Source organism: Providencia sp. PROV182, from assembly GCF_028480325.1.
GTDB classification, from domain to species: Bacteria; Pseudomonadota; Gammaproteobacteria; order Enterobacterales; family Enterobacteriaceae; genus Providencia; species Providencia hangzhouensis.
On the sequence record NZ_JAMPOL010000034.1, the window covers coordinates 1 to 24,826 of the forward strand.

At 42.7% G+C, this 24,826-nt stretch carries 43 protein-coding genes; 37 read left to right on the plus strand and 6 right to left on the minus strand.

The genetic code is table 11. The annotated features are described in order from the left end of the window. Positions 1-270 precede the first annotated feature (270 nt). From bfd to PR834_RS20190, 32 genes are all read left to right on the plus strand, one after another. Entirely contained in the window at positions 271-471 is a 201-nt protein-coding gene (gene bfd, locus PR834_RS20035) for a bacterioferritin-associated ferredoxin (protein WP_004265412.1), read from the plus strand. A gap of 126 nt (positions 472-597) precedes the next feature. After that, positions 598-1,071, plus strand: a complete 474-nt coding sequence (gene bfr / locus PR834_RS20040; protein ID WP_094963184.1) for a bacterioferritin — start codon at positions 598-600, stop codon at positions 1,069-1,071. A 340-nt stretch (positions 1,072-1,411) separates the two neighbouring features. Further along, entirely contained in the window at positions 1,412-1,723 is a 312-nt protein-coding gene (rpsJ, locus tag PR834_RS20045) for a 30S ribosomal protein S10 (RefSeq protein ID WP_001181005.1), read from the plus strand. Positions 1,724-1,755: 32 nt separating this feature from the next. Then, positions 1,756-2,385: a 50S ribosomal protein L3 gene (gene rplC, locus PR834_RS20050; RefSeq protein ID WP_004265414.1), complete on the plus strand. Its 630-nt coding sequence runs from the start codon at positions 1,756-1,758 to the stop codon at positions 2,383-2,385. Between the two features lie 16 nt (positions 2,386-2,401). Next, positions 2,402-3,007, plus strand: coding sequence for a 50S ribosomal protein L4 (rplD, locus tag PR834_RS20055; RefSeq protein ID WP_004265418.1), 606 nt, complete (start codon positions 2,402-2,404; stop codon positions 3,005-3,007). Further along, positions 3,004-3,306, plus strand: a complete 303-nt coding sequence (gene rplW / locus PR834_RS20060) for a 50S ribosomal protein L23 (protein WP_004265420.1) — start codon at positions 3,004-3,006, stop codon at positions 3,304-3,306. Before rplD ends, rplW begins: the two co-directional genes overlap by 4 nt. 19 nt (positions 3,307-3,325) lie before the next feature. Then, positions 3,326-4,150 (plus strand): 50S ribosomal protein L2, encoded by an 825-nt coding sequence (gene rplB / locus PR834_RS20065; RefSeq protein WP_004265422.1) that lies wholly within the window; start codon positions 3,326-3,328, stop codon positions 4,148-4,150. Positions 4,151-4,164: 14 nt separating this feature from the next. Further along, positions 4,165-4,443 carry a 30S ribosomal protein S19 gene (gene rpsS, locus PR834_RS20070; protein ID WP_004265426.1) on the plus strand — a complete coding sequence of 93 codons (279 nt, stop codon included), beginning with the start codon at positions 4,165-4,167 and terminating at the stop codon, positions 4,441-4,443. Between the two features lie 15 nt (positions 4,444-4,458). Next, entirely contained in the window at positions 4,459-4,791 is a 333-nt protein-coding gene (rplV, locus tag PR834_RS20075) for a 50S ribosomal protein L22 (protein WP_004265430.1), read from the plus strand. A gap of 17 nt (positions 4,792-4,808) precedes the next feature. Then, positions 4,809-5,510 (plus strand): 30S ribosomal protein S3, encoded by a 702-nt coding sequence (rpsC, locus tag PR834_RS20080; RefSeq protein WP_004265433.1) that lies wholly within the window; start codon positions 4,809-4,811, stop codon positions 5,508-5,510. 12 nt (positions 5,511-5,522) lie between these two features. Beyond that, positions 5,523-5,933 (plus strand): 50S ribosomal protein L16, encoded by a 411-nt coding sequence (gene rplP, locus PR834_RS20085; RefSeq protein WP_004265436.1) that lies wholly within the window; start codon positions 5,523-5,525, stop codon positions 5,931-5,933. After that, a complete protein-coding gene (rpmC, locus tag PR834_RS20090; RefSeq protein WP_004265442.1) occupies positions 5,933-6,124 on the plus strand; it encodes a 50S ribosomal protein L29 in 192 nt (63 codons plus the stop codon). Before rplP ends, rpmC begins: the two co-directional genes overlap by 1 nt. Beyond that, positions 6,124-6,378 carry a 30S ribosomal protein S17 gene (rpsQ, locus tag PR834_RS20095; protein WP_004265446.1) on the plus strand — a complete coding sequence of 85 codons (255 nt, stop codon included), beginning with the start codon at positions 6,124-6,126 and terminating at the stop codon, positions 6,376-6,378. The genes rpmC and rpsQ overlap by 1 nt, the downstream gene beginning before the upstream one ends. 175 nt (positions 6,379-6,553) lie before the next feature. Beyond that, positions 6,554-6,925 carry a 50S ribosomal protein L14 gene (gene rplN / locus PR834_RS20100; RefSeq protein ID WP_004265449.1) on the plus strand — a complete coding sequence of 124 codons (372 nt, stop codon included), beginning with the start codon at positions 6,554-6,556 and terminating at the stop codon, positions 6,923-6,925. 10 nt (positions 6,926-6,935) lie between these two features. Continuing rightward, complete coding sequence (gene rplX, locus PR834_RS20105; RefSeq protein WP_004265452.1) at positions 6,936-7,250, plus strand: 50S ribosomal protein L24; 315 nt, start codon at positions 6,936-6,938, stop codon at positions 7,248-7,250. A gap of 15 nt (positions 7,251-7,265) precedes the next feature. Continuing rightward, positions 7,266-7,805 carry a 50S ribosomal protein L5 gene (gene rplE / locus PR834_RS20110; RefSeq protein WP_004265455.1) on the plus strand — a complete coding sequence of 180 codons (540 nt, stop codon included), beginning with the start codon at positions 7,266-7,268 and terminating at the stop codon, positions 7,803-7,805. Positions 7,806-7,817: 12 nt separating this feature from the next. Beyond that, complete coding sequence (gene rpsN, locus PR834_RS20115; protein ID WP_004265458.1) at positions 7,818-8,123, plus strand: 30S ribosomal protein S14; 306 nt, start codon at positions 7,818-7,820, stop codon at positions 8,121-8,123. 29 nt (positions 8,124-8,152) lie between these two features. After that, on the plus strand, positions 8,153-8,545 hold the full coding sequence (gene rpsH / locus PR834_RS20120; protein WP_004907134.1) for a 30S ribosomal protein S8: 393 nt from the start codon (positions 8,153-8,155) through the stop codon (positions 8,543-8,545). A gap of 14 nt (positions 8,546-8,559) precedes the next feature. After that, the gene (gene rplF, locus PR834_RS20125; RefSeq protein WP_004265464.1) at positions 8,560-9,093 is read left to right on the plus strand and encodes a 50S ribosomal protein L6; all 534 of its coding nucleotides are present in this window, start codon (positions 8,560-8,562) and stop codon (positions 9,091-9,093) included. A 9-nt stretch (positions 9,094-9,102) separates the two neighbouring features. Beyond that, positions 9,103-9,456 carry a 50S ribosomal protein L18 gene (gene rplR / locus PR834_RS20130; protein WP_004265467.1) on the plus strand — a complete coding sequence of 118 codons (354 nt, stop codon included), beginning with the start codon at positions 9,103-9,105 and terminating at the stop codon, positions 9,454-9,456. 14 nt (positions 9,457-9,470) lie between these two features. Beyond that, complete coding sequence (gene rpsE, locus PR834_RS20135; protein WP_004265471.1) at positions 9,471-9,971, plus strand: 30S ribosomal protein S5; 501 nt, start codon at positions 9,471-9,473, stop codon at positions 9,969-9,971. A 6-nt stretch (positions 9,972-9,977) separates the two neighbouring features. Beyond that, positions 9,978-10,157 carry a 50S ribosomal protein L30 gene (gene rpmD, locus PR834_RS20140; protein WP_004265475.1) on the plus strand — a complete coding sequence of 60 codons (180 nt, stop codon included), beginning with the start codon at positions 9,978-9,980 and terminating at the stop codon, positions 10,155-10,157. A 3-nt stretch (positions 10,158-10,160) separates the two neighbouring features. After that, on the plus strand, positions 10,161-10,595 hold the full coding sequence (gene rplO / locus PR834_RS20145) for a 50S ribosomal protein L15 (protein WP_004265478.1): 435 nt from the start codon (positions 10,161-10,163) through the stop codon (positions 10,593-10,595). A gap of 7 nt (positions 10,596-10,602) precedes the next feature. Continuing rightward, a complete protein-coding gene (gene secY, locus PR834_RS20150) occupies positions 10,603-11,928 on the plus strand; it encodes a preprotein translocase subunit SecY (protein WP_004265481.1) in 1,326 nt (441 codons plus the stop codon). A gap of 46 nt (positions 11,929-11,974) precedes the next feature. Further along, positions 11,975-12,091: a 50S ribosomal protein L36 gene (gene rpmJ / locus PR834_RS20155; protein ID WP_004265484.1), complete on the plus strand. Its 117-nt coding sequence runs from the start codon at positions 11,975-11,977 to the stop codon at positions 12,089-12,091. 145 nt (positions 12,092-12,236) lie between these two features. Continuing rightward, positions 12,237-12,593 (plus strand): 30S ribosomal protein S13, encoded by a 357-nt coding sequence (gene rpsM, locus PR834_RS20160; RefSeq protein WP_004907144.1) that lies wholly within the window; start codon positions 12,237-12,239, stop codon positions 12,591-12,593. 16 nt (positions 12,594-12,609) lie between these two features. Then, positions 12,610-12,999 (plus strand): 30S ribosomal protein S11, encoded by a 390-nt coding sequence (rpsK, locus tag PR834_RS20165; RefSeq protein ID WP_002919257.1) that lies wholly within the window; start codon positions 12,610-12,612, stop codon positions 12,997-12,999. A 37-nt stretch (positions 13,000-13,036) separates the two neighbouring features. Next, positions 13,037-13,657, plus strand: coding sequence for a 30S ribosomal protein S4 (gene rpsD, locus PR834_RS20170; RefSeq protein WP_004265487.1), 621 nt, complete (start codon positions 13,037-13,039; stop codon positions 13,655-13,657). A 25-nt stretch (positions 13,658-13,682) separates the two neighbouring features. Then, on the plus strand, positions 13,683-14,672 hold the full coding sequence (locus PR834_RS20175) for a DNA-directed RNA polymerase subunit alpha (RefSeq protein WP_004265491.1): 990 nt from the start codon (positions 13,683-13,685) through the stop codon (positions 14,670-14,672). A gap of 37 nt (positions 14,673-14,709) precedes the next feature. After that, entirely contained in the window at positions 14,710-15,096 is a 387-nt protein-coding gene (gene rplQ, locus PR834_RS20180) for a 50S ribosomal protein L17 (RefSeq protein WP_004907152.1), read from the plus strand. Positions 15,097-15,229: 133 nt separating this feature from the next. Continuing rightward, complete coding sequence (gene zntR, locus PR834_RS20185; RefSeq protein WP_036959225.1) at positions 15,230-15,646, plus strand: Zn(2+)-responsive transcriptional regulator; 417 nt, start codon at positions 15,230-15,232, stop codon at positions 15,644-15,646. Positions 15,647-15,679: 33 nt separating this feature from the next. Then, positions 15,680-15,880 (plus strand): alternative ribosome-rescue factor A, encoded by a 201-nt coding sequence (locus PR834_RS20190; RefSeq protein ID WP_004265498.1) that lies wholly within the window; start codon positions 15,680-15,682, stop codon positions 15,878-15,880. On the opposite strand, the gene mscL is transcribed toward PR834_RS20190, so the two are convergent. From mscL to def, 5 genes are all read right to left on the minus strand, one after another. After that, on the minus strand, positions 15,881-16,291 hold the full coding sequence (mscL, locus tag PR834_RS20195) for a large-conductance mechanosensitive channel protein MscL (RefSeq protein WP_004265501.1): 411 nt from the start codon (positions 16,289-16,291) through the stop codon (positions 15,881-15,883). 105 nt (positions 16,292-16,396) lie between these two features. Next, complete coding sequence (gene trkA / locus PR834_RS20200; protein WP_004265502.1) at positions 16,397-17,773, minus strand: Trk system potassium transporter TrkA; 1,377 nt, start codon at positions 17,771-17,773, stop codon at positions 16,397-16,399. A 36-nt stretch (positions 17,774-17,809) separates the two neighbouring features. Continuing rightward, positions 17,810-19,093, minus strand: coding sequence for a 16S rRNA (cytosine(967)-C(5))-methyltransferase RsmB (gene rsmB / locus PR834_RS20205; protein ID WP_004265505.1), 1,284 nt, complete (start codon positions 19,091-19,093; stop codon positions 17,810-17,812). Between the two features lie 69 nt (positions 19,094-19,162). Beyond that, on the minus strand, positions 19,163-20,110 hold the full coding sequence (gene fmt, locus PR834_RS20210; protein WP_096865177.1) for a methionyl-tRNA formyltransferase: 948 nt from the start codon (positions 20,108-20,110) through the stop codon (positions 19,163-19,165). A 28-nt stretch (positions 20,111-20,138) separates the two neighbouring features. Then, positions 20,139-20,660, minus strand: a complete 522-nt coding sequence (gene def / locus PR834_RS20215) for a peptide deformylase (protein WP_004265511.1) — start codon at positions 20,658-20,660, stop codon at positions 20,139-20,141. Positions 20,661-20,793: 133 nt separating this feature from the next. On the opposite strand from def, the gene dprA reads away from it, so the two are divergent. From dprA to PR834_RS20240, 5 genes are read left to right on the plus strand one after another with little or no spacing between them, the layout of a single operon-like run. After that, on the plus strand, positions 20,794-21,870 hold the full coding sequence (gene dprA / locus PR834_RS20220) for a DNA-processing protein DprA (protein WP_036959221.1): 1,077 nt from the start codon (positions 20,794-20,796) through the stop codon (positions 21,868-21,870). 24 nt (positions 21,871-21,894) lie between these two features. Beyond that, positions 21,895-22,434 carry a DNA topoisomerase family protein gene (locus PR834_RS20225; RefSeq protein WP_036959223.1) on the plus strand — a complete coding sequence of 180 codons (540 nt, stop codon included), beginning with the start codon at positions 21,895-21,897 and terminating at the stop codon, positions 22,432-22,434. Positions 22,435-22,446: 12 nt separating this feature from the next. Further along, positions 22,447-23,016, plus strand: coding sequence for an L-threonylcarbamoyladenylate synthase type 1 TsaC (gene tsaC / locus PR834_RS20230; protein ID WP_004265520.1), 570 nt, complete (start codon positions 22,447-22,449; stop codon positions 23,014-23,016). A gap of 5 nt (positions 23,017-23,021) precedes the next feature. Continuing rightward, a complete protein-coding gene (gene aroE / locus PR834_RS20235; protein WP_112307797.1) occupies positions 23,022-23,840 on the plus strand; it encodes a shikimate dehydrogenase in 819 nt (272 codons plus the stop codon). Beyond that, the gene (locus PR834_RS20240; RefSeq protein ID WP_110591024.1) at positions 23,837-24,097 is read left to right on the plus strand and encodes a DUF1488 domain-containing protein; all 261 of its coding nucleotides are present in this window, start codon (positions 23,837-23,839) and stop codon (positions 24,095-24,097) included. Before aroE ends, PR834_RS20240 begins: the two co-directional genes overlap by 4 nt. On the opposite strand, the gene PR834_RS20245 is transcribed toward PR834_RS20240, so the two are convergent. After that, positions 24,073-24,618: a gamma carbonic anhydrase family protein gene (locus PR834_RS20245; RefSeq protein ID WP_094963182.1), complete on the minus strand. Its 546-nt coding sequence runs from the start codon at positions 24,616-24,618 to the stop codon at positions 24,073-24,075. The genes PR834_RS20240 and PR834_RS20245 overlap by 25 nt on opposite strands. Between the last annotated feature and the right edge of the window lie 208 nt (positions 24,619-24,826).

Sequence of the window (24,826 nt, forward strand, 5' to 3'; positions counted from 1 at the left end):
ATAGCTTTATCTAGTTTTAAAAAAGGGCACCTTATTTAGGTGCCCTTTTGTTGTTATAAGCAAAATTTTGACTACATAAAATTACAGTATTACGTTGCTATATATTAGCCGAATTATTCATATTAAAAGTTATTTTTTCTTTTGATTTCATTTGCTTGTGTAATTAATCGCTCAGTGGTAAATGATCTTTGTAAATCATTAGTAATGATAATTGAAATGCAAATCATTTTTATTTAAACTATCTGTATGTGATTTATACAGGTAAGCATCATGTACATCTGCCTTTGTGAAGCCATTACTGATAAACAGATCAGAAATGCCGCAAGAAAGTATCAAGTGACCTCACTAAAGGGTCTACGACAAATTCTGCCTGTAGGCTTAGAATGTGGAAAATGTATTCGGCAGACGAAGGCAATTTTATATGAAGAGCAAATGATTTTTGAGGATGCGTGCGCAACTGAAGTCGCATAGTATTTAATACCAGTCAAATTATTCCCACCATATTTATCACCTTTTGTTTAAATACATTGTGTAAAAATCACACTAACATCAATTTCAGTACTACACTTAAAAGACTGGAAGCGATGGAGGGTAGAAATGAAAGGCGATAAAAAAATGATAGCCCACCTAAATAAACTACTGGGCAATGAGTTAGTTGCAATTAACCAATATTTTTTGCATGCACGCATGTTTAAAAATTGGGGGCTTACACGTCTCAATGAGATGGAATATCACGAATCAATTGATGAAATGAAGCACGCAGATAAATATATAGAGCGAATTCTTTTCCTCGAAGGTATTCCTAACTTACAAGATCTTGGCAAATTGAATATTGGTGAAGATGTTGAAGAAATGCTGAAGTCAGATTTACAGCTTGAAATCGATGGGGCAAAAAATCTAAAGGAAGCTATTAAGTATGCAGATTCGGTTCATGACTACGTAAGTCGAGACCTGATGATTGAAATTTTAGCTGATGAAGAAAATCATATTGATTGGATAGAAACTCAACTAGAGCTGATTAATCGTTTGGGAATTCAAAACTATCTTCAAGCACAAGTTAAAGAAGAATAAAGTCTTATTCCGTACTGTTGTTTTATTAAGTTAATAACTAACCTCAACCACTGTGTATTCCATGGTTGAGGTTTTTTTTATTACTCCCCTAGAAAATTCGCACATATTTTCCTCGATTGCTTGCGTTTCCCTATAATTTACGTATAATGCGCGGGCTTACTGATGAGTAAGCCCTATATTTTAGGACTGAAATATCAGTATTGAGTTAACGATTTGTTGCTCATTTAGACAATACTTCCGATTTGGAAGTTACATCAAGAACGATTACACTCTCCCATCAATCGAAATGGGCACGAGGAGTAATCATTTACGTTTATAAAATAGTTGGAGCTCTGGTCTCATGCAGAACCAAAGAATCCGTATCCGCCTGAAAGCTTTTGATCATCGTTTAATCGATCAATCAACTGCGGAAATCGTAGAGACTGCTAAGCGCACTGGTGCGCAAGTTCGTGGTCCTATCCCGCTGCCGACACGTAAAGAGCGTTTTACCGTTCTGATTTCTCCGCACGTTAACAAAGATGCGCGTGATCAGTACGAAATTCGCACTCACAAGCGTCTGGTTGACATCGTTGAGCCAACCGAAAAGACCGTTGATGCTCTGATGCGTCTGGACCTGGCTGCCGGCGTTGACGTGCAGATCAGCCTGGGTTAATCAGGTCGTCGAACGATTGAGAGGTTGAAACAATGAAAGGTTTAGTCGGTAAGAAAGTCGGTATGACTCGTATCTTCACTGAAGATGGCGTTTCTATACCTGTAACTGTTATCGAAATTGAAAATAACCGTGTTACTCAGGTTAAAACTGCAGAAACTGACGGTTATAATGCAATTCAGGTTACTACCGGTAGCAAAAAAGCTAATCGTGTAACTAAGCCTGAAGCAGGTCATTTCGCTAAAGCTGGCGTCGAAGCTGGCCGTATCCTGCGTGAATTCCGCATTGAAGACAGTGCAGAATACACAGTAGGTCAAAGCATTAGCGTTGAAATTTTCGCTGACGTTAAAAAAGTCGACGTTACTGGTACATCTAAAGGTAAAGGTTTTGCCGGCACAGTTAAGCGCTGGAATTTCCGTACTCAAGATGCTACTCACGGTAACTCCTTGTCTCACCGTGTTCCGGGTTCTATCGGTCAAAACCAGACTCCGGGCAAAGTGTTTAAAGGCAAGAAAATGGCAGGCCAACTGGGTAATGAGCGTGTAACTGTTCAAAGCCTAGATGTAGTACGTGTTGACGCTGAGCGCAACCTGCTGCTGGTCAAAGGTGCTGTTCCAGGAGCAACTGGTAGCAACCTGATCGTAAAACCGGCTGTCAAGGCTTAACGTCGAGGAGATAGGAATGGAATTGGTAATGAAAGACGCGCAAAGCGCGCTGACTGTTTCCGAAACTACCTTCGGGCGTGATTTCAATGAAGCGCTTGTTCACCAAGTAGTTGTTGCGTATGCAGCTGGTGCTCGTCAAGGTACTCGTGCTCAGAAAACTCGTGCTGAAGTTTCTGGTTCAGGTAAAAAACCATGGCGTCAAAAAGGTACTGGCCGTGCACGTTCTGGTTCAGTAAAGAGCCCAATTTGGCGCTCTGGTGGTGTTAGCTTCGCAGCTAAACCACAGGACCACAGTCAAAAAGTTAATAAGAAGATGTACCGTGGTGCTTTAAAAAGCATCCTCTCTGAGTTGGTACGTCAAGATCGTCTGATCGTTGTCGAGAAGTTCTCTGTTGAAGCACCTAAAACTAAGTTGCTGGCACAGAAACTGAAAGATATGGCTCTGGAAGATGTTCTGATCATCACTGCTGAATTAGATGAAAATCTGTTTTTAGCAGCGCGTAACCTGTATAAGGTTGACGTTCGTGATGCAGCAGGTATTGACCCGGTTAGCCTGATCGCCTTCGACAAAGTGGTTATGACTGCTGATGCTGTGAAGCAAGTTGAGGAGATGCTGGCATGATCCGTGAAGAACGTCTGCTAAAAGTACTGCGCGCGCCGCATGTATCTGAAAAAGCTTCTACAGCGATGGAAAAAAGCAATACCATCGTTCTCAAAGTTGCGAAAGACGCGACTAAAGCAGAAATCAAAGCTGCTGTACAGAAACTGTTTGAAGTTGAAGTTGAAGGTGTTAACACTTTGCTGGTTAAAGGCAAAACTAAACGCCACGGTCAGCGTTTCGGTCGTCGTAGCGACTGGAAAAAAGCTTACGTCACGCTGAAAGAAGGCCAAAATTTGGACTTCATTAGCGGTGCTGAGTAAGTCGGAGGAGTAAAGAACAATGGCAGTTGTTAAATGTAAACCTACGTCTCCGGGCCGTCGCCACGTAGTTAAAGTGGTTAACCCTGAGCTGCATAAGGGTAAACCTTATGCTCCGCTGTTAGAAAAAAACAGCAAATCCGGTGGTCGTAACAACAATGGCCGTATCACTACCCGTCATATCGGTGGTGGCCATAAGCAGCATTATCGTTTAGTTGACTTTAAACGCAACAAAGACGGTGTTCCTGCAGTTGTTGAGCGTTTGGAATATGATCCAAATCGTTCTGCGAACATTGCACTGGTTCTATATAAAGACGGTGAACGTCGTTATATTCTTGCACCAAAAGGCCTGAAAGCTGGCGACCAGATTCAATCTGGTGTTGATTCAGCAATCAAAGCTGGTAACGCACTGCCGATGCGCAACATCCCTGTTGGTTCTACAGTTCATAACATCGAACTGAAACCAGGTAAAGGTGGACAGTTAGCGCGTTCAGCAGGTACTTACGCTCAAATCGTTGCTCGTGATGGTGCTTATGTCACATTACGTCTGCGTTCTGGTGAAATGCGTAAAGTTTTAGCTGATTGCCGTGCAACTCTTGGTGAAGTTGGTAACGCTGAACATATGTTACGTGTTCTCGGTAAAGCTGGTGCTAGCCGCTGGCGTGGTGTTCGTCCTACCGTTCGCGGTACTGCGATGAACCCAGTAGACCATCCACATGGTGGTGGTGAAGGCCGTAACTTTGGTAAACACCCAGTAACACCATGGGGCGTTCAAACCAAAGGTAAGAAAACTCGTAGTAACAAGCGTACTGATCAATTCATCGTACGTCATCGTTCTAAAAAATAATTAGAGGATAAACCATGCCACGTTCTCTCAAGAAAGGTCCTTTTATTGACCTGCACTTGCTGAAGAAGGTAGAGAAAGCGGTGGAAAGCGGAGACAAGAAGCCTCTTAAGACTTGGTCCCGTCGTTCAACGATCTTTCCTAATATGATCGGATTGACCATCGCTGTCCATAATGGTCGTCAGCATGTTCCAGTTTTCGTAACCGACGAAATGGTTGGTCACAAACTGGGTGAATTCGCACCGACTCGCACTTATCGCGGCCACGCGGCAGATAAGAAAGCTAAGAAACGTTAAGGATAGGAGGAAGAGATGGAAACTTTAGCTATGCATCGCCACGCTCGTTCTTCTGCCCAGAAGGTTCGCTTAGTTGCCGACCTGATTCGCGGTAAGAAAGTGTCGCAAGCTCTGGAAATTCTGACCTACACCAACAAGAAAGCTGCTGGTTTAGTGAAGAAAGTACTTGAATCTGCAATTGCTAACGCAGAGCAAAACGATGGCGCTGACATTGATGACCTGAAAGTTGCGAAAATTTTCGTAGACGAAGGTCCAACCATGAAACGCATCATGCCGCGTGCGAAAGGCCGTGCAGATCGTATTCTTAAGCGCACCAGCCACATTACTGTGGTTGTGTCCGATCGCTGAGACTCTGGAGACTAGCAATGGGTCAGAAAGTACATCCTAATGGTATTCGCCTGGGTATTGTCAAACCTTGGAACTCTACTTGGTATGCGAACACCAATGAATTCGCTGACAACCTAGACAGCGATTACAAAGTACGCCAGTACTTGAATAAAGAATTGGCAAAAGCGTCAATCTCTCGCATCGTTATCGAACGTCCTGCGAAAAGCATCCGTGTGACTATTCACACTGCTCGCCCAGGTATCGTTATCGGTAAGAAAGGTGAAGACGTTGAAAAACTGCGTAAAACAGTAGCGGATATCGCTGGTGTTCCTGCGCAAATCAATATCGCCGAAGTTCGTAAACCAGAACTAGACGCTAAATTAGTTGCTGACAGCATTTCTTCACAGCTGGAACGTCGTGTTATGTTCCGTCGTGCTATGAAGCGTGCAGTACAGAACGCAATGCGTCTGGGCGCTAAAGGTATTAAAGTTGAAGTCAGTGGCCGTTTAGGCGGTGCTGAAATCGCTCGTACCGAGTGGTATCGTGAAGGCCGTGTGCCACTGCACACATTACGTGCTGATATCGATTACAACACTTCAGAAGCGCACACCACTTATGGTGTTCTCGGCGTTAAGGTATGGATCTTCAAAGGTGAGATTCTGGGTGGTATGGCTGCTGTTGAACAAGCTGAGAAACCAGCTGCTCAACCTAAAAAGCAGCAGCGTAAAGGCCGCAAGTAAGGAGAGTCGCTGATGTTACAACCAAAGCGTACAAAATTCCGTAAGGTGCACAAAGGCCGCAACCGTGGTCTAGCGCAAGGTACGGATGTTAGCTTCGGCACTTTCGGTCTTAAAGCTGTTGGCCGTGGTCGTCTGACTGCACGTCAGATCGAAGCGGCACGTCGTGCTATGACCCGTGCTATTAAGCGTCAAGGTAAAATCTGGATCCGTGTGTTCCCAGACAAACCAATCACTGAGAAACCACTCGAAGTTCGTATGGGTAAAGGTAAAGGTAACGTAGAATATTGGGTTGCCTTAATTCAGCCTGGTAAAGTACTGTACGAAATGGACGGTGTGCCTGAAGAGCTGGCTCGTGAGGCATTCTCTCTGGCAGCAGCGAAACTGCCTATCAAAACCACCTTTGTAACTAAGACGGTGATGTAATGAAAGCACAAGAGCTGCGCGAAAAAAGCGTTGAAGAGCTGAATGCTGAACTTTTGAACCTGTTACGTGAACAATTTAATTTACGTATGCAGGCTGCAAGCGGTCAGCTGCAACAGTCTCATCTGTTGAAACAAGTGCGTCGCGATATCGCACGTGTGAAGACTTTACTGACTGAGAAGGCAGGTGCGTAATGAGCGATAAAATCCGTACTCTGCAAGGTCGTGTAGTTAGCGATAAAATGGAGAAATCTATTGTTGTTGCTATCGAACGTATGGTGAAACACCCTCTGTATGGTAAATTCATCCGTCGTACGACTAAATTGCACGTACATGACGAGAACAATGAATGTGGAATCGGTGACGTGGTAGAAATCCGCCAAACTCGTCCACTGTCTAAGACTAAGTCTTGGGCCTTAGTTCGCGTTGTAGAAAAAGCTGTTCTGTAATAGAATAACTTTTCTTGATGAATAAACGGCTCTTTTTGATTGAGCCGTTTATTTTTTTCTGTCCAACACGATGATGTGGTGTTATAATGCCGCGCCCTCGTAGTATGGGTATATTTGAACGGCCTCTTCATAATGAGGTGGCTCAGTAGTAGTTGACATTTAGCGGAGCACTAAAATGATCCAAGAACAGACTATGCTGAACGTGGCCGACAACTCCGGTGCACGTCGCGTAATGTGTATCAAGGTTCTAGGTGGCTCGCACCGTCGCTATGCACATGTAGGCGACATCATTAAAATTACTGTTAAAGAAGCAATTCCACGCGGTAAAGTTAAAAAGGGTGATGTCCTGAAAGCGGTAGTGGTGCGCACCAAGAAGGGTGTACGTCGCCCTGACGGTTCTGTCATTCGCTTCGATGGTAATGCTTGTGTGTTATTAAATAATAACAGTGAGCAAGTAATCGGTACGCGTATTTTTGGGCCGGTAACTCGTGAACTTCGTAACGAGAAGTTTATGAAAATTATCTCTCTGGCACCTGAAGTACTCTAAGGAGCGAACTATGGCAGCGAAAATCCGTCGTGATGACGAAGTTATCGTGCTAACTGGGAAAGACAAAGGTAAGCGCGGTAAAGTAAAGCAGGTTATTTCTTCTAGTAAAGTTATCGTTGAAGGTATCAATCTGGTTAAAAAACATCAGAAGCCTGTACCGGCTCTGAACCAACCAGGTGGCATCGTTGAAAAAGAAGCGGCTATTCAAGTTTCTAACGTTGCAATCTTTAACGCGGCAACTGGTAAGGCTGACCGTGTAGGCTTTAGATTCGAAGACGGCAAAAAAGTCCGTTTCTTCAAATCTAACAGTGAAACTATCAAGTAATTTTTGGAGTATACGATGGCGAAACTGCATGATTACTATAAAGACGAAGTAGTTAATAAACTCATGACCGAGTTTAGCTACACTTCTGTCATGCAAGTCCCTCGGGTCGAGAAGATCACCCTGAATATGGGTGTTGGTGAAGCGATTGCTGATAAAAAACTGCTGGATAATGCAGCAGCTGATTTAACAGCGATCTCAGGTCAAAAACCTTTGATCACCAAAGCACGCAAATCTGTTGCAGGCTTCAAAATCCGTCAGGGCTATCCAATCGGCTGTAAAGTAACCCTGCGTGGCGAACGCATGTGGGAGTTCCTTGAGCGTCTGATTTCTATTGCTGTACCACGTATTCGTGACTTCCGTGGCTTGTCCGCTAAGTCTTTCGATGGTCGCGGTAACTACAGCATGGGTGTTCGTGAACAAATCATCTTCCCTGAAATCGATTACGATAAAGTGGATCGCGTACGTGGTTTAGATATTACTATCACCACTACTGCGAAATCAGATGACGAAGGTCGCGCACTGTTAGCAGCGTTCAACTTCCCGTTCCGCAAGTAAGGCAGGGTACTCATGGCTAAGAAATCTATGAAAGCGCGTGATGTTAAACGTGCTAAATTAGCTGAGAAATTCTTCGCAAAACGCGTAGAACTGAAAGCTATCATCTCTGATGTTAAAGCATCTGATGAAGATCGCTGGGACGCTGTTCTCAAGCTGCAAACACTGCCACGTGATTCAAGTCCTTCTCGTCAGCGTAACCGCTGCCGTCAAACAGGGCGTCCGCACGGTTTCCTGCGGAAGTTTGGTCTGAGCCGTATTAAAGTCCGTGAAGCCGCTATGCGCGGTGAAATCCCGGGCCTTAAAAAGGCAAGTTGGTAATTCCATTTGAATCACGGGAGTAAAGACAGATGAGCATGCAAGATCCCATCGCGGATATGCTGACCCGTATCCGTAACGGTCAGGCCGCGAACAAAGTTGCGGTCACCATGCCTTCCTCCAAGCTGAAAGTGGCAATTGCCAAAGTGCTGAAGGAAGAAGGTTATATTGAAGATTTTAAAATTGAAGGCGACATCAAGCCAGAACTGGAACTGACTTTACGTTATTTCCAAGGTAAGGCTGTTGTAGAAAGCATTCAGCGTGTAAGCCGCCCAAGTCTGCGCATCTATAAGAAAAAAGATGAGCTGCCACAAGTTATGGCTGGTTTAGGTATCGCTGTTGTTTCTACCTCTAAAGGTGTCATGACTGATCGTGCAGCTCGCCAAGCTGGTCTTGGTGGCGAGATTCTCTGCTACGTAGCTTAATTCGGGAGGAAAGAATGTCTCGTGTGGCAAAAGCACCCGTCGTCATTCCTGCCGGCGTAGAGGTAAAACTCAACGGTCAGGTTATTTCGATTAAGGGTAAAAACGGCGAGCTTACTCGTACTATCCATAATGCAGTTGAAGTTAAAAGCGAAGACAATCAACTGACTTTCGCACCACGCGAAGGTTTTGATGATGCATGGGCACAAGCGGGTACTACTCGTTCACTGTGTAATGCAATGGTTGTTGGTGTTACCGAAGGCTTCACTAAAAAGCTTCAACTGGTCGGTGTTGGTTACCGTGCAGCAATCAAAGGCAATGCAGTAAGCTTGTCTTTAGGTTTCTCGCATCCGGTTGAACACGCACTGCCAGCAGGCATTACTGCTGAATGTCCAACACAAACAGAAATCGTACTGAAAGGTGCGGATAAGCAAGTGATTGGTCAAGTTGCAGCAGAACTGCGTGCTTACCGTCGTCCTGAACCTTACAAAGGTAAAGGTGTTCGTTACGCCGATGAAATCGTGCGTACCAAAGAGGCTAAGAAGAAGTAAGGTAACACTATGGATAAGAAAGCAGCTCGTATCCGTCGTGCGACCCGCGCACGCCGTAAGATCCAAGAGTTGGGTGCGACTCGCCTGGTGGTACATCGTACTCCACGCCATATTTATGCGCAGGTTATCGCACCGAACGGTTCTGAAACATTGGTTGCAGCTTCTACTACAGAAAAAGCTATCAATGAGCAAGTGAAATTCACTGGAAACAAAGATGCAGCAGCAGTAGTTGGTAAATTAATTGCTGAACGCGCACTGGAAAAAGGCATCACTGTTGTTGCTTTTGACCGTTCTGGTTTCCAATATCATGGTAGAGTCCAGGCACTGGCAGATGCTGCCCGTGAAGCTGGCCTTCAGTTCTAAGGTAGAGGTGTAAGATGGCTCACATCGAAAAACAAGCTGGCGAACTGCAGGAAAAGCTGATCGCGGTAAACCGCGTAGCAAAAACCGTTAAAGGTGGCCGTATTTTCAGCTTTACCGCACTGACTGTAGTTGGTGATGGTAACGGTCGCGTTGGTTTTGGCTACGGCAAAGCGCGCGAAGTTCCGGCAGCAATCCAGAAAGCGATGGAAAAAGCCCGTCGCAGTATGAAAACCGTTGCTCTAAACAACGGCACATTGTTCCACCCTGTGAAAGGTACACACACTGGTTCTCGTGTGTTTATGCAACCTGCTCACGAAGGTACCGGTATCATTGCCGGCGGTGCAATGCGTGCTGTTTTAGAAGTAGCTGGAGTTCGCAACGTACTGGCTAAAACCTATGGTTCCACTAACCCAATCAACGTGGTTCGTGCAACACTGGATGCTTTAGACAGCATGAAGTCTCCAGAAATGGTCGCAGCTAAGCGTGGAAAATCCGTCGAAGAAATTCTGGGGTAATCGGCTATGGCTAAGACTATTAAAATTACACAAGTTCGCAGTTCAATCGGTCGTCTGCCTAAGCATAAGGCAACACTGGTCGGTTTAGGTCTGCGTCGCATTGGTCATACAGTAGAGCGCGAGGATACTCCTGCTGTACGTGGTATGGTCAACTTGGTTTCCTACATGGTTAAAGTTGAGGAGTAAGAGATGCGTTTAAATACTCTGTCTCCGGCTGAAGGTGCCAAGCACGCGCCTAAACGCGTAGGTCGTGGTATCGGTTCTGGTCTCGGTAAAACCGGCGGCCGTGGTCACAAAGGTCAGAAATCTCGTTCTGGCGGTGGCGTACGTCGTGGTTTCGAAGGTGGCCAGATGCCTTTATACCGTCGTCTGCCGAAATTCGGCTTCACTTCACGCAAAGCAATGATCACTGCAGAGATTCGTCTGTCTGATTTTGCTGCTGTTGAAGGCGATGTTATTGATCTGAACGCACTGAAAGCCGCGAACGTTGTTGGCATCCAGATTGAATATGCGAAAGTTATTCTGTCTGGCGAAGTGAACCGTGCAGTTACTGTACGTGGCCTTCGTGTTACTAAAGGTGCTCGCGCTGCAATCGAAGCTGCCGGCGGTAAAATTGAGGAATAAGTGACAGATGGCTAAACAACCAGGATTAGATTTTCAAAGTGCCAAGGGTGGAGCTGGCGAACTTAAACGCAGACTTTTGTTTGTAATTGGTGCGCTAATTGTTTTCCGAATTGGTTCTTTTATTCCAATCCCTGGTATTGATGCCACTGTGCTTGCCAAATTGCTCGAACAGCAACAAGGCACCATCATTGAAATGTTTAACATGTTCTCTGGTGGTGCTCTTAGCCGTGCTTCTATCTTTGCTTTGGGTATCATGCCGTATATTTCGGCATCGATTATCATCCAATTATTATCAGTGGTTAATCCACGGTTAGCAGAGATTAAGAAGGAAGGAGAAGCAGGTCGTCGGAAGATAAGCCAATATACTCGTTGGGGTACTCTGGTATTAGCAATATTCCAATCTATTGGTATTGCAATGGGTCTACCGAATATGCCAGGGATGCAAGGGTTAGTTATTGATCCGGGTCTCCCGTTCTACTTTACGGCTGTTGTTAGCTTAGTCACGGGGACTATGTTCCTTATGTGGTTAGGTGAGCAGATAACTGAAAGAGGTATCGGTAACGGTATTTCTATCATTATCTTTGCTGGTATTGTTGCGGGATTACCGCCGGCTATTGGCCATACCATCGAGCAAGCTCGGCAAGGCGATCTGCACTTCCTCCTGTTGCTGTTGGTTGCGGTGTTAGTATTCGCGGTTACATTCTTTGTTGTGTTTATGGAACGTGGTCAACGTCGTATCGTCGTTAATTACGCTAAACGTCAGCAAGGCCGCCGTGTTTACGCAGCACAAAGTACACATTTACCGTTAAAAGTGAATATGGCGGGTGTAATTCCTGCAATTTTTGCTTCCAGTATCATACTATTCCCGGGTACAATAGCTTCTTGGTTTGGTGATGGAACTGGCTGGGACTGGCTGACTACAATTTCTATGTATTTACAGCCTGGTCAACCGTTATATGTGTTACTTTATGCATCTGCGATCATCTTCTTCTGTTTCTTCTATACGGCGTTGGTTTTCAACCCGAGAGAAACAGCAGATAACCTGAAGAAGTCCGGTGCATTTGTACCAGGAATTCGTCCGGGAGAGCAAACGGCCAAGTACATTGATAAGGTAATGACTCGCTTAACATTAGTTGGCGCATTATATATTACCTTCATCTGCCTAATCCCGGAGTTCATGCGTGACGCAATGAAAGTACCTTTCTATTTTGGTGGTACTTCCCTCTTAATCGTGGTTGTCGTTATCATGGACTTTATGGCTCAAGTGCAAACTCTGATGATGTCAAGTCAGTATGAGTCTGCATTGAAGAAAGCAAACCTGAAAGGTAAGTAATCATTTAGTGTGATTATGGTTTGCTTAGAAGTTACGGAGAGTAAAAATGAAAGTTCGTGCTTCCGTCAAGAAATTATGCCGTAACTGCAAAATTATTCGTCGCAATGGTAGCGTTCGTGTAATTTGTAGTGTTGAACCAAGACATAAACAACGTCAAGGTTAAGAAAAAGCATTTTTTTCTTGCAAAGTTGGGTTGAGCTGGCTAAATTAGCCAGCCAATCTTTTTTATCTAAGATACATTATTGTTTGAGTATCCTGAAAACGGGCTTTTCAGCACAGTAATGTATATTTTAACTTAGGAGTGCATAGTGGCCCGTATAGCAGGCATTAACATTCCTGATCATAAACATACTGTAATCGCTTTAACATCGATTTTCGGTATCGGCAAAACTCGTTCACAGGCTATCTGTGAAGCAACTGGTATTGCTGAAAATGTTAAGATCAGTGAGCTGTCTGAAGAACAAATCGACAAGCTGCGTGACGAAGTTGCTAAATACGTTGTAGAAGGTGACTTACGTCGTGAAATTACCCTGAGCATCAAGCGTCTGATGGACCTTGGATGTTACCGTGGTTTACGTCATCGTCGTGGTCTTCCTGTGCGCGGACAGCGTACTAAGACTAACGCTCGTACCCGTAAGGGTCCGCGTAAGCCGATCAAGAAATAAGTCGGGGTATTGAATAATGGCAAAAGCACCAATTCGTGCACGTAAGCGTGTAAGAAAACAAGTCTCAGACGGTGTGGCTCATATCCATGCTTCTTTCAACAACACAATCGTTACTATTACAGACCGTCAAGGTAACGCATTGGGTTGGGCAACTGCCGGTGGTTCCGGTTTCCGTGGTTCTCGCAAATCCACTCCGTTTGCAGCTCAGGTTGCAGCAGAGCGTTGCGCAGAAGCCGTGAAAGAATACGGTATCAAGAACCTGGAAGTTATGGTTAAGGGACCGGGTCCGGGTCGCGAATCAACAATTCGTGCTCTGAACGCCGCTGGTTTCCGCATCACTAATATTACTGATGTGACTCCTATCCCTCATAACGGTTGTCGCCCACCGAAAAAACGTCGCGTTTAATACGTTTCGTTTTTTTTAGGACTGTTGGAGAAAGAAAATGGCTAGATATTTGGGTCCTAAGCTCAAGCTGAGCCGTCGCGAAGGAACAGACCTCTTCCTGAAGTCTGGTGTTCGCGCGATTGACACCAAGTGTAAATTAGAACAGGCTCCAGGCCAGCACGGTGCGCGTAAACCGCGTCTGTCTGACTATGGCGTCCAGTTACGTGAAAAACAAAAAGTTCGTCGTATCTACGGTGTTCTGGAACGTCAATTCCGTAACTATTACAAAGAAGCAACACGTCTGAAAGGCAACACAGGTGAAAACCTGCTGACTTTGCTGGAAGGTCGTCTTGATAACGTCGTTTACCGTATGGGCTTTGGCGCAACTCGCGCAGAAGCACGTCAAATGGTTAGCCATAAAGCTATCATGGTAAATGGCCGTGTAGTTAATATCGCTTCTTATCAGGTTTCCCCGAATGACGTTATCAGCGTTCGTGAGAAAGCTAAAAAACAGTCTCGTATTAAGGCTGCTTTAGAGCTGGCTGAACAGCGTGAGAAGCCAACTTGGCTGGAAGTTGATGCTGCTAAAATGGAAGGTGTGTTCAAACGTATTCCTGAACGTACTGACTTGTCTGCGGACATTAACGAACACCTGATCGTCGAGCTTTACTCCAAGTAAAGCTTAGCACCAAAGAGAGGACACAATGCAGGGTTCTGTGACAGAGTTTCTAAAACCGCGCCTGGTAGATATCGAGCAAGTGAGTTCGACGCACGCTAAGGTGACCCTTGAGCCTTTAGAGCGTGGCTTTGGCCATACTCTTGGTAACGCACTGCGCCGTATTCTGCTTTCGTCTATGCCGGGTTGTGCGGTGACAGAGGTTGAGATTGATGGTGTACTGCATGAGTACAGCACCAAAGAAGGTGTACAGGAAGATATCCTGGAGATTCTCCTCAACCTGAAAGGGCTGGCGGTAAAAGTTCAGGGGAAAGATGAAGTTATTTTAACCTTGAATAAATCTGGCATTGGCCCTGTGACTGCAGCCGACATCATCCATGATGGTGATGTCGAAATCGTCAAGCCACAGCACATCATCTGCCACCTGACTGACGAAAGCGCATCTATTAATATGCGAATTAAAGTACAGCGTGGTCGTGGTTATGTGCCGGCTTCTGCCCGAGTTCATTCGGAAGAAGATGAGCGCCCAATCGGTCGTTTGTTAGTCGATGCTTGCTACAGCCCAGTAGAGCGTATTGCCTACAATGTTGAAGCAGCTCGTGTTGAGCAACGTACAGACTTGGATAAGTTAGTTATTGAAATGGAAACTAACGGTACAATCGATCCTGAAGAGGCGATTCGCCGTGCGGCAACCATTCTGGCTGAACAACTTGAAGCTTTTGTTGACTTACGTGATGTACGTCAGCCTGAAGTTAAAGAAGAAAAACCAGAATTCGATCCTATCTTATTGCGCCCAGTTGACGATCTGGAATTGACTGTCCGCTCTGCTAACTGCCTCAAAGCAGAAGCTATCCACTACATCGGTGATCTGGTACAGCGTACAGAAGTTGAGTTGCTTAAAACTCCGAATCTTGGTAAGAAATCTCTTACTGAAATTAAGGACGTCTTGGCATCTCGTGGTCTTTCTCTGGGCATGCGCTTAGAAAATTGGCCACCAGCAAGTATTGCTGATGATTAAGATCACAGGTTAAGGTTTTACTGAGAAGGATAAGGTCATGCGCCATCGTAAGAGTGGTCGTCAATTGAACCGCAACAGCAGCCACCGCCAAGCTATGTTCCGTAACATGGCAGGTTCTTTAGTTCGTCATGAAATCATCAAGACGACTCTGCCTAAAGCGAAAGAACTGCGTCGCGTCGTTGAGCCGCTGATTACTCTTGCCAAGACCGACAGCGTAGCTAATCGTCGTCTGGCATTCGCACGTACTCGTGATAACGAGATCGTTGCAAAATTATTTAATGAACTGGGACCTCGTTTCGCAGCTCGTGCAGGTGGTTACACTCGTATTCTTAAGTGTGGCTACCGCACAGGTGACAACGCTCCGATGGCTTACATCGAGCTTGTTGACCGTGCTGTTGAGTCTCAAGAAGCAGCTGCAGAGTAATCTGCTGTCGCTTTCAAGAAAACCGGGTATATTTGCCCGGTTTTTTTGTACCTGCTATTCTTACTTCTTCAAATAAATTTATTCCCTTGATTTTTTCGTGGTTAACCCATATTTACAGGTAAGTATTATGAGCATGTATAAGATAGGTGAACTTGCTAGGCTAGCAGATGTGACGCCTGATACGATTCGTTTTTATGAAAAACAAGGTTTGATGGGACATAAAGAAAGAACAGAAGGTGGGTATCGGTTATTTACGGAACAAGACCTACAGCGACTGCGTTTTATTCGTTATGCAAAACAGTTAGGTTTTACTTTAGAAGCTATCACTGAACTACTTTCAATACGAGTGGATCCTGAACATCATACCTGCCAAGAATCTAAACAGATTGTTGATCTCAGATTACTTGAAGTTGAAAAAAAGATACAAGAGCTTATTATTATGCGCGATTCGCTGAAGATGTTAAGTTCAGCATGTTGTGGAGAAGAACATGCGACAACCTATTGCTCCATTATGGAAATACTAGAAAAAGGCGCATCTAAAGTTTATTAATTATACAATCTGCTAATTATATGAGGGTATATCATGAGTAAATATCAACATAAACGTGGTGAGATTAAAGATAATGCGATTGAAGCATTACTACATGATCCACTATTTCGCCAAAGAGTTGAAAAAAACAAAAAAGGAAAAGGTAGTTATACAAGAAAAGAAAAAAATAAGAAGTCAGTTAACTGGGAGGCCAGCGGTAATAGGTTTATTTACTTATTACCACTGGCCTTTTAGTTAATTTTTATTTTGTTCTTTTAAAAGATCACGAATTTCTGATAACAGAACTTCTTCTTTAGATGGTGGGGCTGGCTCTGCTGGTGCGGCTTCTTTTTCACGGCGAACTTTATTCATGACCTTAATTGCCATAAAGATAGCGAACGCAACAATAACGAAGTCAAAAACGGTTTGTATAAACATACCATAATTTAGTACTACTGCTGGCAAATCACCTTGTGCTTCTTTTAATACTACGCTGAATGATTTGAAATCAACACCTCCGATTAGTAAACCTAGCGGAGGCATAATGACATCAGCAACTAATGAAGATACAATTTTACCAAATGCAGCACCAATAATAATACCAACTGCCATATCCACTACATTGCCCTTCATAGCAAATTCGCGGAAATCTTTTAAAAAGCTCATTAGACGACCCCTTAATAAATAACTCAATTGAAACAAAACATGTATTAGGTTAACAAATTATAGTCGCTAAAATTATTAAGCTACAAATATTTACTATTTTTATTTTTATAAAAAGAATGGACTTGGTTGAAATAATTTTTCAACTTCGGGTACATACTTTTTATCTGTAATAAACATAATGACATGGTCACCTTGTTCAATTATATGGTAATCACTAGCTATAATGACTTCTTCTTCACGAACAATTGCACCAATAATAGTTCCAGGAGGAAGTTTAATTTCAGATATTTTTTTGCCAACAACTTTTGACGTATTTTCATCACCGTGTGCAATTGCCTCAATAGCTTCCGCAACGCCTCTTCTTAAAGATGAAACATTGACTATATCCGCTTTTCTTACATGGCTTAATAAAGCAGAAATAGTTGCCTGTTGAGGTGAAATCGCAATATCAATCACCCCACCTTGAACGAGTTCAACGTATGCAGAGCGTTGTATAAGAACCATTGCTTTTTTAGCCCCCATTTTTTTTGCTAACATAGCAGACATAATATTAGCTTCATCATCATTTGTTAGGGCAATAAAAACATCCATTTGCTCAATATGTTCTTCTGTGAGTAGTTCTTGGTCGGATGCATCGCCATAAAATACAATGGTATCATGCAGCAACTCAGCAAGTTCTGTTGCGCGCTTCTGGTTGCGCTCAATAAGTTTCACGCTGTAATCTTTTTCTAGTCGCCTTGCTAGACCGGCTCCGACGTTACCACCACCGACTATCATCAAACGTTTGTATGGTTTTTCTAGTCTTTGCAGCTCGCTCATTACGGCTCGGATATGTTGTGTTGAAGCAACAAAAAAAACCTCATCACCCGCTTCAATAATTGTTGAGCCTTGAGGGCGAATAGGTCTATCTTGACGGAAAATAGCGACAACACGAGTATCAATATGTGGCATGTGTTCGCGTAAGCTCGATAGTGCATTACCAACGAGTGAGCCGCCATAATAAGCTTTTACAGCAACTATGCTAACTTTGCCTTCTGCAAAGTTTACAACCTGAAGGGCGCCAGGGTATTGAATTAATTTATAGATATAGTCGATAACTAGTTGTTCTGGCGATATTAAGTAGTCAATCGGGATTTGTTCAGGTAGAAACAATTTGTCGGCTTCACGGATATATTCAGTCGCCCTGATACGCGCTATTTTATTTGGGGTATTAAATAGGCTATATGCAATTTGGCAGGCAATCATGTTAGTTTCATCTGAATTGGTAACGGCTACTAACATATCCGCATCTTCTGCGCCTGCATCCCGAAGCACTCTAGGGTGAGAGCCATGACCATTTACCACTCGAAGATCGAATTGATCCTGTAATTGACGTAACCGATCAGCATCGGTATCAACGACGGTAATATCATTGTTCTCATCAACTAAATTTTCAGCAAGCGTTCCGCCAACTTGCCCAGCACCTAGAATAATGATCTTCATTACATCTTCCTATATCAGAGAGCAGGCTACAATTTACTACACTTTTTTGACTAAGCGTGCATAAAAGAAACCATCACCACCATTAGTACTTGGTAATACTTGTAACCCAGCATCGGTTCCATCATTTAGACTGGCGTCATTATGTTTAGATAGGAAATTTTGTATTTGCTTTCCATTTTCTTCGGGCATAATTGAGCATGTGGCATAAAGTAGAGTACCGCCCGGTTTTAAATAAGGCCAGATAGCTTCGAGAATTTGAGCTTGTAGTTGCGCCAATTCATTTATATCCGAATCACGGCGTAGCCATTTAATATCAGGATGACGCCTAATAACGCCTGTAGCGGAGCAAGGTGCATCAAGTAAAATACGGTCAAATTGCTGATCTTTCGCCCATTTTTCAGGCTGTGTGCCGTCTCCTTGTATAACAACAGCATGTTGCTTAAGACGAATTAGATTTTCTTTCACTCTTTTAAGACGATATTCATCGATATCTACAGCAATAACATTCGCTCTAGGGGCTAATTCTAAAATATGGGTTGTTTTTCCACCTGGTGCTGCACATAAATCTAAAATACTTTCCCCATTTTGAGGTTCTAGCAATTCAGCGCAGCCTTGAGCTGAGACATCTTGTACTGTTGACCAGCCATCTTCAAAGCCCGGAAGACGAGATACTGCGGTGGGTTCATCTAACCGAATAGCATTTGGATGTGAGGGGTGCAAATGTGCGGTTATCTCAGATTGTTCTAGTAAGTTGAGATATTGTGCAGCAGTGTGATGTTGAGAGTTTACTCTTAACCACATAGGTGGGCGTTGGTTATTTGCTTCAATAATAGATTGCCAATCCTCTGGATAGGCAGTTTGTAGGCGTTTTAATAACCAGCTTGGATGTAAATATTGGCTAGTGTTGTTAGCAATCCTTTCTTCTAATTGTACTTGTTGGCGCTGAAATGAACGTAATACGCCATTAATAAGCCCTTTTAATTGGGGCTTTTTCAGTGCAACTGCGCCATCTACTGTTTCTGCTAATGCAGCATGAGGCGGTATACGAGTATAAAGTAGCTGGTAGATGCCTACCATAATTAAGTAATGTAGGGTTCTTTGTTTACCCGTTAATGGTTTTTCCATTAGCTGGCTAATAAACCATTCAAGTTTAGGTAAATAACGTAAAACGCCAAAGCAAATTTCTTGTAATAAAGCTTTATCTTTATCATTGATATTGCGTTGTAAGTCAGGCAGTACAGTGCTTAATGATTGGCCGTTATCAAGGACTTGGAAAATTGCTGTTGCCGCGATACTACGCAAATTATATGTGTTTTTCATATGGTGAGGATGAATTCATTAGTGACTGAAATAAAACTGCCTGAAGGTATCAGGCAGTTTACAAGTTCGTTATGCTAGAACTTGCTCTGGGGTAAACCATTCGCGACGAGAGTTTAGGATATCTTGTGCACTCATTGCTTTTTTGCCAGGCGGTTGTAGCTGAGTAATATTTAGTATGCCATTTCCTGTGGCAATGCATATACCTTTTTTGTCAGCGCTAATAATTGTTCCTGGTTGCTTATCATGTGCTTCTTCGAGTACTTCAGCTTGCCAAACTTTAATGAGTTGTTCTTCAACCATGAAATAACTCATTGGCCAAGGATTGAAAGCACGAATACAGCGCTCAATATGTACAGCATCATCTTGCCAATTAATGCGAGCTTCTTCTTTTGATAATTTTTCAGCGTAATTTGCTAATGAATCATCTTGTTTTTCAGCTGTGCATTGGCCTGAGGATAGCATTTCAACAGTATGAATTAATGCTTCTGGGCCTATTATTGCTAACTTGTCATATAACGAGGCGCTTGTATCACTAGGGTTAATTGGACAAATTGCTTTGTAAAGCATGTCTCCAGTATCTAAACCTGCATCCATTTGCATAATAGTCACACCCGTTTCAGTATCACCAGCCCAAATAGAACGTTGAATTGGTGCCGCTCCTCTCCAGCGAGGTAACAAAGAGCCGTGAACATTCAAGCAACCTAAGCGAGGAATATCGAGAACGGCTTGCGGTAGAATCAGGCCATAGGCAACAACTATCATTAAGTCTGCATTTTGGTTTTTTATCCACTGCTGGTTTTCGCTATCTTTAAGAGATACGGGTTGAAAAACAGGGATTTGGTGTTCTTCAGCGAGAACCTTGACAGGGCTCGGAGTTAACTTTTTACCTCTTCCCGCAGGTTTATCATGGCGAGTGAGGACGCCAACGATTTGGTGTCTAGTATCTAAGAGAGCAGCTAAATGTTTGGCCGCAAAATCGGGGGTACCCGCAAAAATAATTTTTAATGGCTCTGACACGTTAATTTCCCTATTTATATGTAGCGAATTAGCTATTTTTGGCTTCTTTTGCTCTTAGTCTGTCTAACTTTTCAACTTTCTGGCGGATGCGCTGACGTTTTAAAGGCGATAAATAGTCAACGAATAGTTTACCAACAAGGTGGTCCATCTCATGTTGGATACAGATAGCTAATAAGCCATCAGCCTCCAGTTCAAAAGACTCTCCGTTATAGTTTAGCGCGCGAACTTTTACCTGCTCAGCACGAGGGACGAAGCCATGTTGTTCTGGAATAGACAAGCAACCTTCTTCGATCCCCGTTTCCCCTGATTTATCTAGTAATTCAGGGTTAATAAGAACTAAGCGATCATCACGAGTTTCAGACACATCAATAACGATGATTCTCTGGTGGATATCAACTTGTGTTGCTGCAAGGCCAATACCTTCTTCTTCATACATGGTATCGAACATATCATCAACGATACGCTGTATAGAAGCATCAACTTTGTCTACTGGCTTAGCAATTGTGCGTAAGCGTTCGTCTGGGTAATGTAATACGTTTAAGACTGACATAAATTTTTCGAGCAGTTTCCAAAATGTGAATGGGAATTAATGACTATTCTAGACATTTCTCATTCATATTGACAGTATTGGTTATGATTTGTTCACTGAAGAACCTATTTGTTGATGAGTCAGGATGACAATAATGAATATCCAAGAAATTTGGTTAAGAATGTCACAGGTTAAAAGGTTATTACCTCTGAATGCAGTAAGAATAATTAATGAGCTAAAACAACTAAATAAAATTAGCTATCAGACTTTACACCATCATGGTTTGAATGAAATACAGCAATTACAGTTTATGAATGTCTCTATGCACCGGCTTGAGAAAGTACAGGCATGGCTTTCAAATAAACATCATCAAATGATTACTTTCTGTGATTCCCATTACCCTTTTTTATTAAAGCAAATTTACCGTCCTCCTCTTTTATTATTTGTCGTGGGAAAAAGTGAATTATTGGTAACGCCACAAATTGCTGTAGTTGGAAGTCGTAGAGCAAGTGAATACGGCAGAATATGGACTAACCTATTTGTGAAGAGCTTTGTCCATCATGGTATAACCATCACCAGTGGGCTTGCATTAGGTATCGACGGTATAAGCCATAAGGCTGCCCTTGATAATCGAGGTGAAACAATTGCGGTTTTAGGTAGCGGGTTAGCGAATATTTATCCACGTCAACATACTGAATTGGCTGAAAAAATCAAAAATTATGGTGCTTTGATTTCAGAATATTGGCCTGATGCACCACCATTACCTAAACAATTTCCCAAGAGAAACCGTATTATTAGTGGGTTAAGTAAAGCAGTTATTGTAATCGAAGCAGGGATGAAAAGTGGCTCACTGATAACCGCTAGGTATGCATTAGAGCAAAACCGCGACTTATTTACATTGCCTGCTCCATTAGGTAACTCTGCATTTCATGGCAACCATTGGTTATTACAGCAGGGAGCTTATCTATTAGCTGAACCTGAGGATGTTTTACAGCATATAGGTGATGGGTTAAATTGGATACAAACCGAATTACCTATAGAACAGGCACCACTTGAGTTTAATGTGGTAGAAAATAAAATTTTAGGTATGGTTGGGTACCAAGCGACACCAGTAGATGTCATTGCAGAACAAACCCAAATTCCAGTTACTCAAATTATTACCATATTAACTGAGATGGAAATTAATGGGGTAGTTAGCTCGGGGGCTGGTGGGTATACCAGAGTAACTTAGTTAAAAGCAATAGTAGAGAAAAACATGTCTAAACAACTGCCCTTCGATACAGAAAAAAATGAACATTGTCCAGAATGCGATTCTTTGCTTGTTATCCGCAATAGTTCACATGGGCCTTTTTTAGGTTGTTCAAGTTATCCACAATGTCATTATATGAGACCGCTAAGACCTACGGTGGAAAGTCATATAATTAAAGTATTAGAAGGTCAACATTGTCCTAAATGTAGTCACGACCTAGTGCTTAAGCAAGGCCGATTTGGCATGTTTATTGGTTGTAGTAATTATCCTGAATGTGAACATATTGAGCTAATTGATAAACCGGATGAAACTAAAATTTCTTGTCCGCAATGCCAAAAAGGGAATTTATTACAGAGAAAATCGCGTTATGGTAAGACTTTTTATGCTTGCGACAATTACCCTAACTGTCAGTTTATATTAAATAATAAGCCTATTAATGGTAAATGTAAGTATTGTGAGTATCCATTACTTATGGAAAAAAGGGGGGGACAGGGAGTAAGATTATTTTGTGCCAGCAAACGCTGCGGTAAACAACAAGAAGAATAATGAGTTAAAACTATGTCAAATATATCTACACCTGCAATTGAAAGTATTATTAGTTCATTACAACATGAGGAGGTTATTGCCTATCCAACAGAAGCCGTATTTGGTTTAGGTTGTGACCCTGATAGTGAAACAGCGGTATATAAGTTATTAGAGTTAAAGCAACGCCCTTGGGAAAAAGGATTAATCCTTATCGCTGATAGCTACGAGCAATTAAAAGACTATATAGATGATGAGCAACTAACAGAAGAACAAAAGCAAGCGATGTTTGCAACATGGCCGGGGCCAGTAACATGGGTGATCCCGGCAAAAGTAACGACTCCAAAATGGTTGACAGGTCGGTTTGATACTATCGCAGTGAGAGTTACAGACCATGAATTAGTAAAAAAATTATGCCGTCATTATGGCAAACCTTTGGTATCTACAAGTGCTAATTTAAGTGGGTTAGAGCCTTGTAGGACAACTGAGGAGGTTATTGCACAGTTCAACGGGGGTATTCCTGTTCTTGATGGAATGGTTGGTGGTCGTCAAAACCCATCTGAAATAAGAGACGCAAAAACAGGGCAACTATATCGTAAAGGATAATATTGATGGAAATGTTTGCGGTTTTTGGTAATCCAATTCAACACAGTAAATCACCTGTTATACATAAAATGTTTGCAGAGCAAACAGGGGTTTGCCTTGAATATGAAAAAGTCCTAGCACCAATCGAGGGATTCGAACAAAGTCTAATAGGTTTTTTTTCTCAGGGTGGAAAGGGCGCAAACATTACTTTGCCATTTAAGGAGCGTGCTTTTCAGGCTGTTTCTGAATTAACTGCAAGAGCTCAAGTTTGTGGCGCTGTTAATACGGTGATGAAGCTTGATGATAATCGATTGTTGGGCGACAACACCGATGGAATGGGGCTTTTGTTAGATTTACAACGTTTAAAGTTTGTTCATCCAAATAGCCGAATATTAATGATTGGTGCTGGTGGTGCGACACGTGGAGCATTATTGCCACTTTTAGAATATGGCTGTGATATCACTTTGACAAATAGAACCTTTTCTAAGGTTGAATTATTAGTTAATGAATTTTCAGCACTAGGTAAAATGTGCGGGAAAGAGATCTCACAGATCGTATCTGCTGATTTTGATCTGATTATCAATGCGACTTCATCTGGTGTAAGTGGAGAGGTTCCTGCAATCAATCCAAATGTGTTTAGCGATCAAGTTGCATGCTATGACATGTTTTATCAATCATCATTAACGCCCTTCCTTGAGTTTGCGACTCAACATCAAGTGACTAAAATAGCCGATGGCCTAGGTATGCTAGTAGGGCAAGCCGCGTTTTCTTTTAAACTATGGCATGGCATTCTTCCTGAAATTACACCTGTTCTATCTGCCTTATATAAGGAATTGAAAGGGTGAATCAGCAAATTCAATTCCCTGATAGAGAAGAGTGGGATGCGCTATCCAAGCAAGTGCGCTTTCCTGTGTTGATCAGCGGAATGCTTGCGGAATGTGCAATTCCTCAGTCATTGTTATTTCAACGTTATGGTAAAGAAGAAACACCTTTGAGTTTATTTCAGCAGTATCGATGGGATATAGAAGAAGAGTTTGAAGCCTTGATTGAACAAGGCCTCGATGATGACGATGGGCTTTACATATTATCAGAAGCTAAATAGTTATTTTTCCATTCGACATAGTTATTCGCTGAATAACGTAAATGGCTTAACTCAGCATCAGTCAATTTTCGGATGGCTTTTGCTGGGCTCCCTGTATATAAGTAACCGGATTCGAGCCTTTTCCCTTGGGTCACTAAACTGTTAGCCCCAATAATAACGTCATCTTCCACTATAGCTCCATCAATAACAATTGAACCCATTCCAACCAGCACTCTATTTCCTATAGTGCAACCATGTAACATAACTTTATGACCAATGGTGACATCTTCTCCAATAATTAACGGGTTCCCCTCAGGGTTACTTGCGGATTTATGTGTGACATGTAGAACTGAGCCATCTTGAATATTGGTACGTGCACCAATAGAAATATAGTTAACATCACCACGCAAAACAGAAAGAGGCCAAATACTGACATCATCAGCTATGCGAACATCTCCAATTACAACAGAAGATGGGTCAATGAAAACGCGTGCATTAATAGAAGGGTAAATACCTAAATAAGGACGTAAAAGTGTGTTCATAGTGATAACCGTAAAAAAGAAATAAAAGATAGCAGTTAAATAACTCATTAGTTCATTATGAATTTATGAGCGAGTAGGTTGCTAAAGTTAGAATTATAGGCATGAAGTCGTTTCTTTTATAACCGTTATGCGGTGAAAAAGCACAAGGTGGCTATTTTATCCGCAAATAGAGTTTTTTTTTAAAAAAAAGGTTGTGTAATTCTGAAGG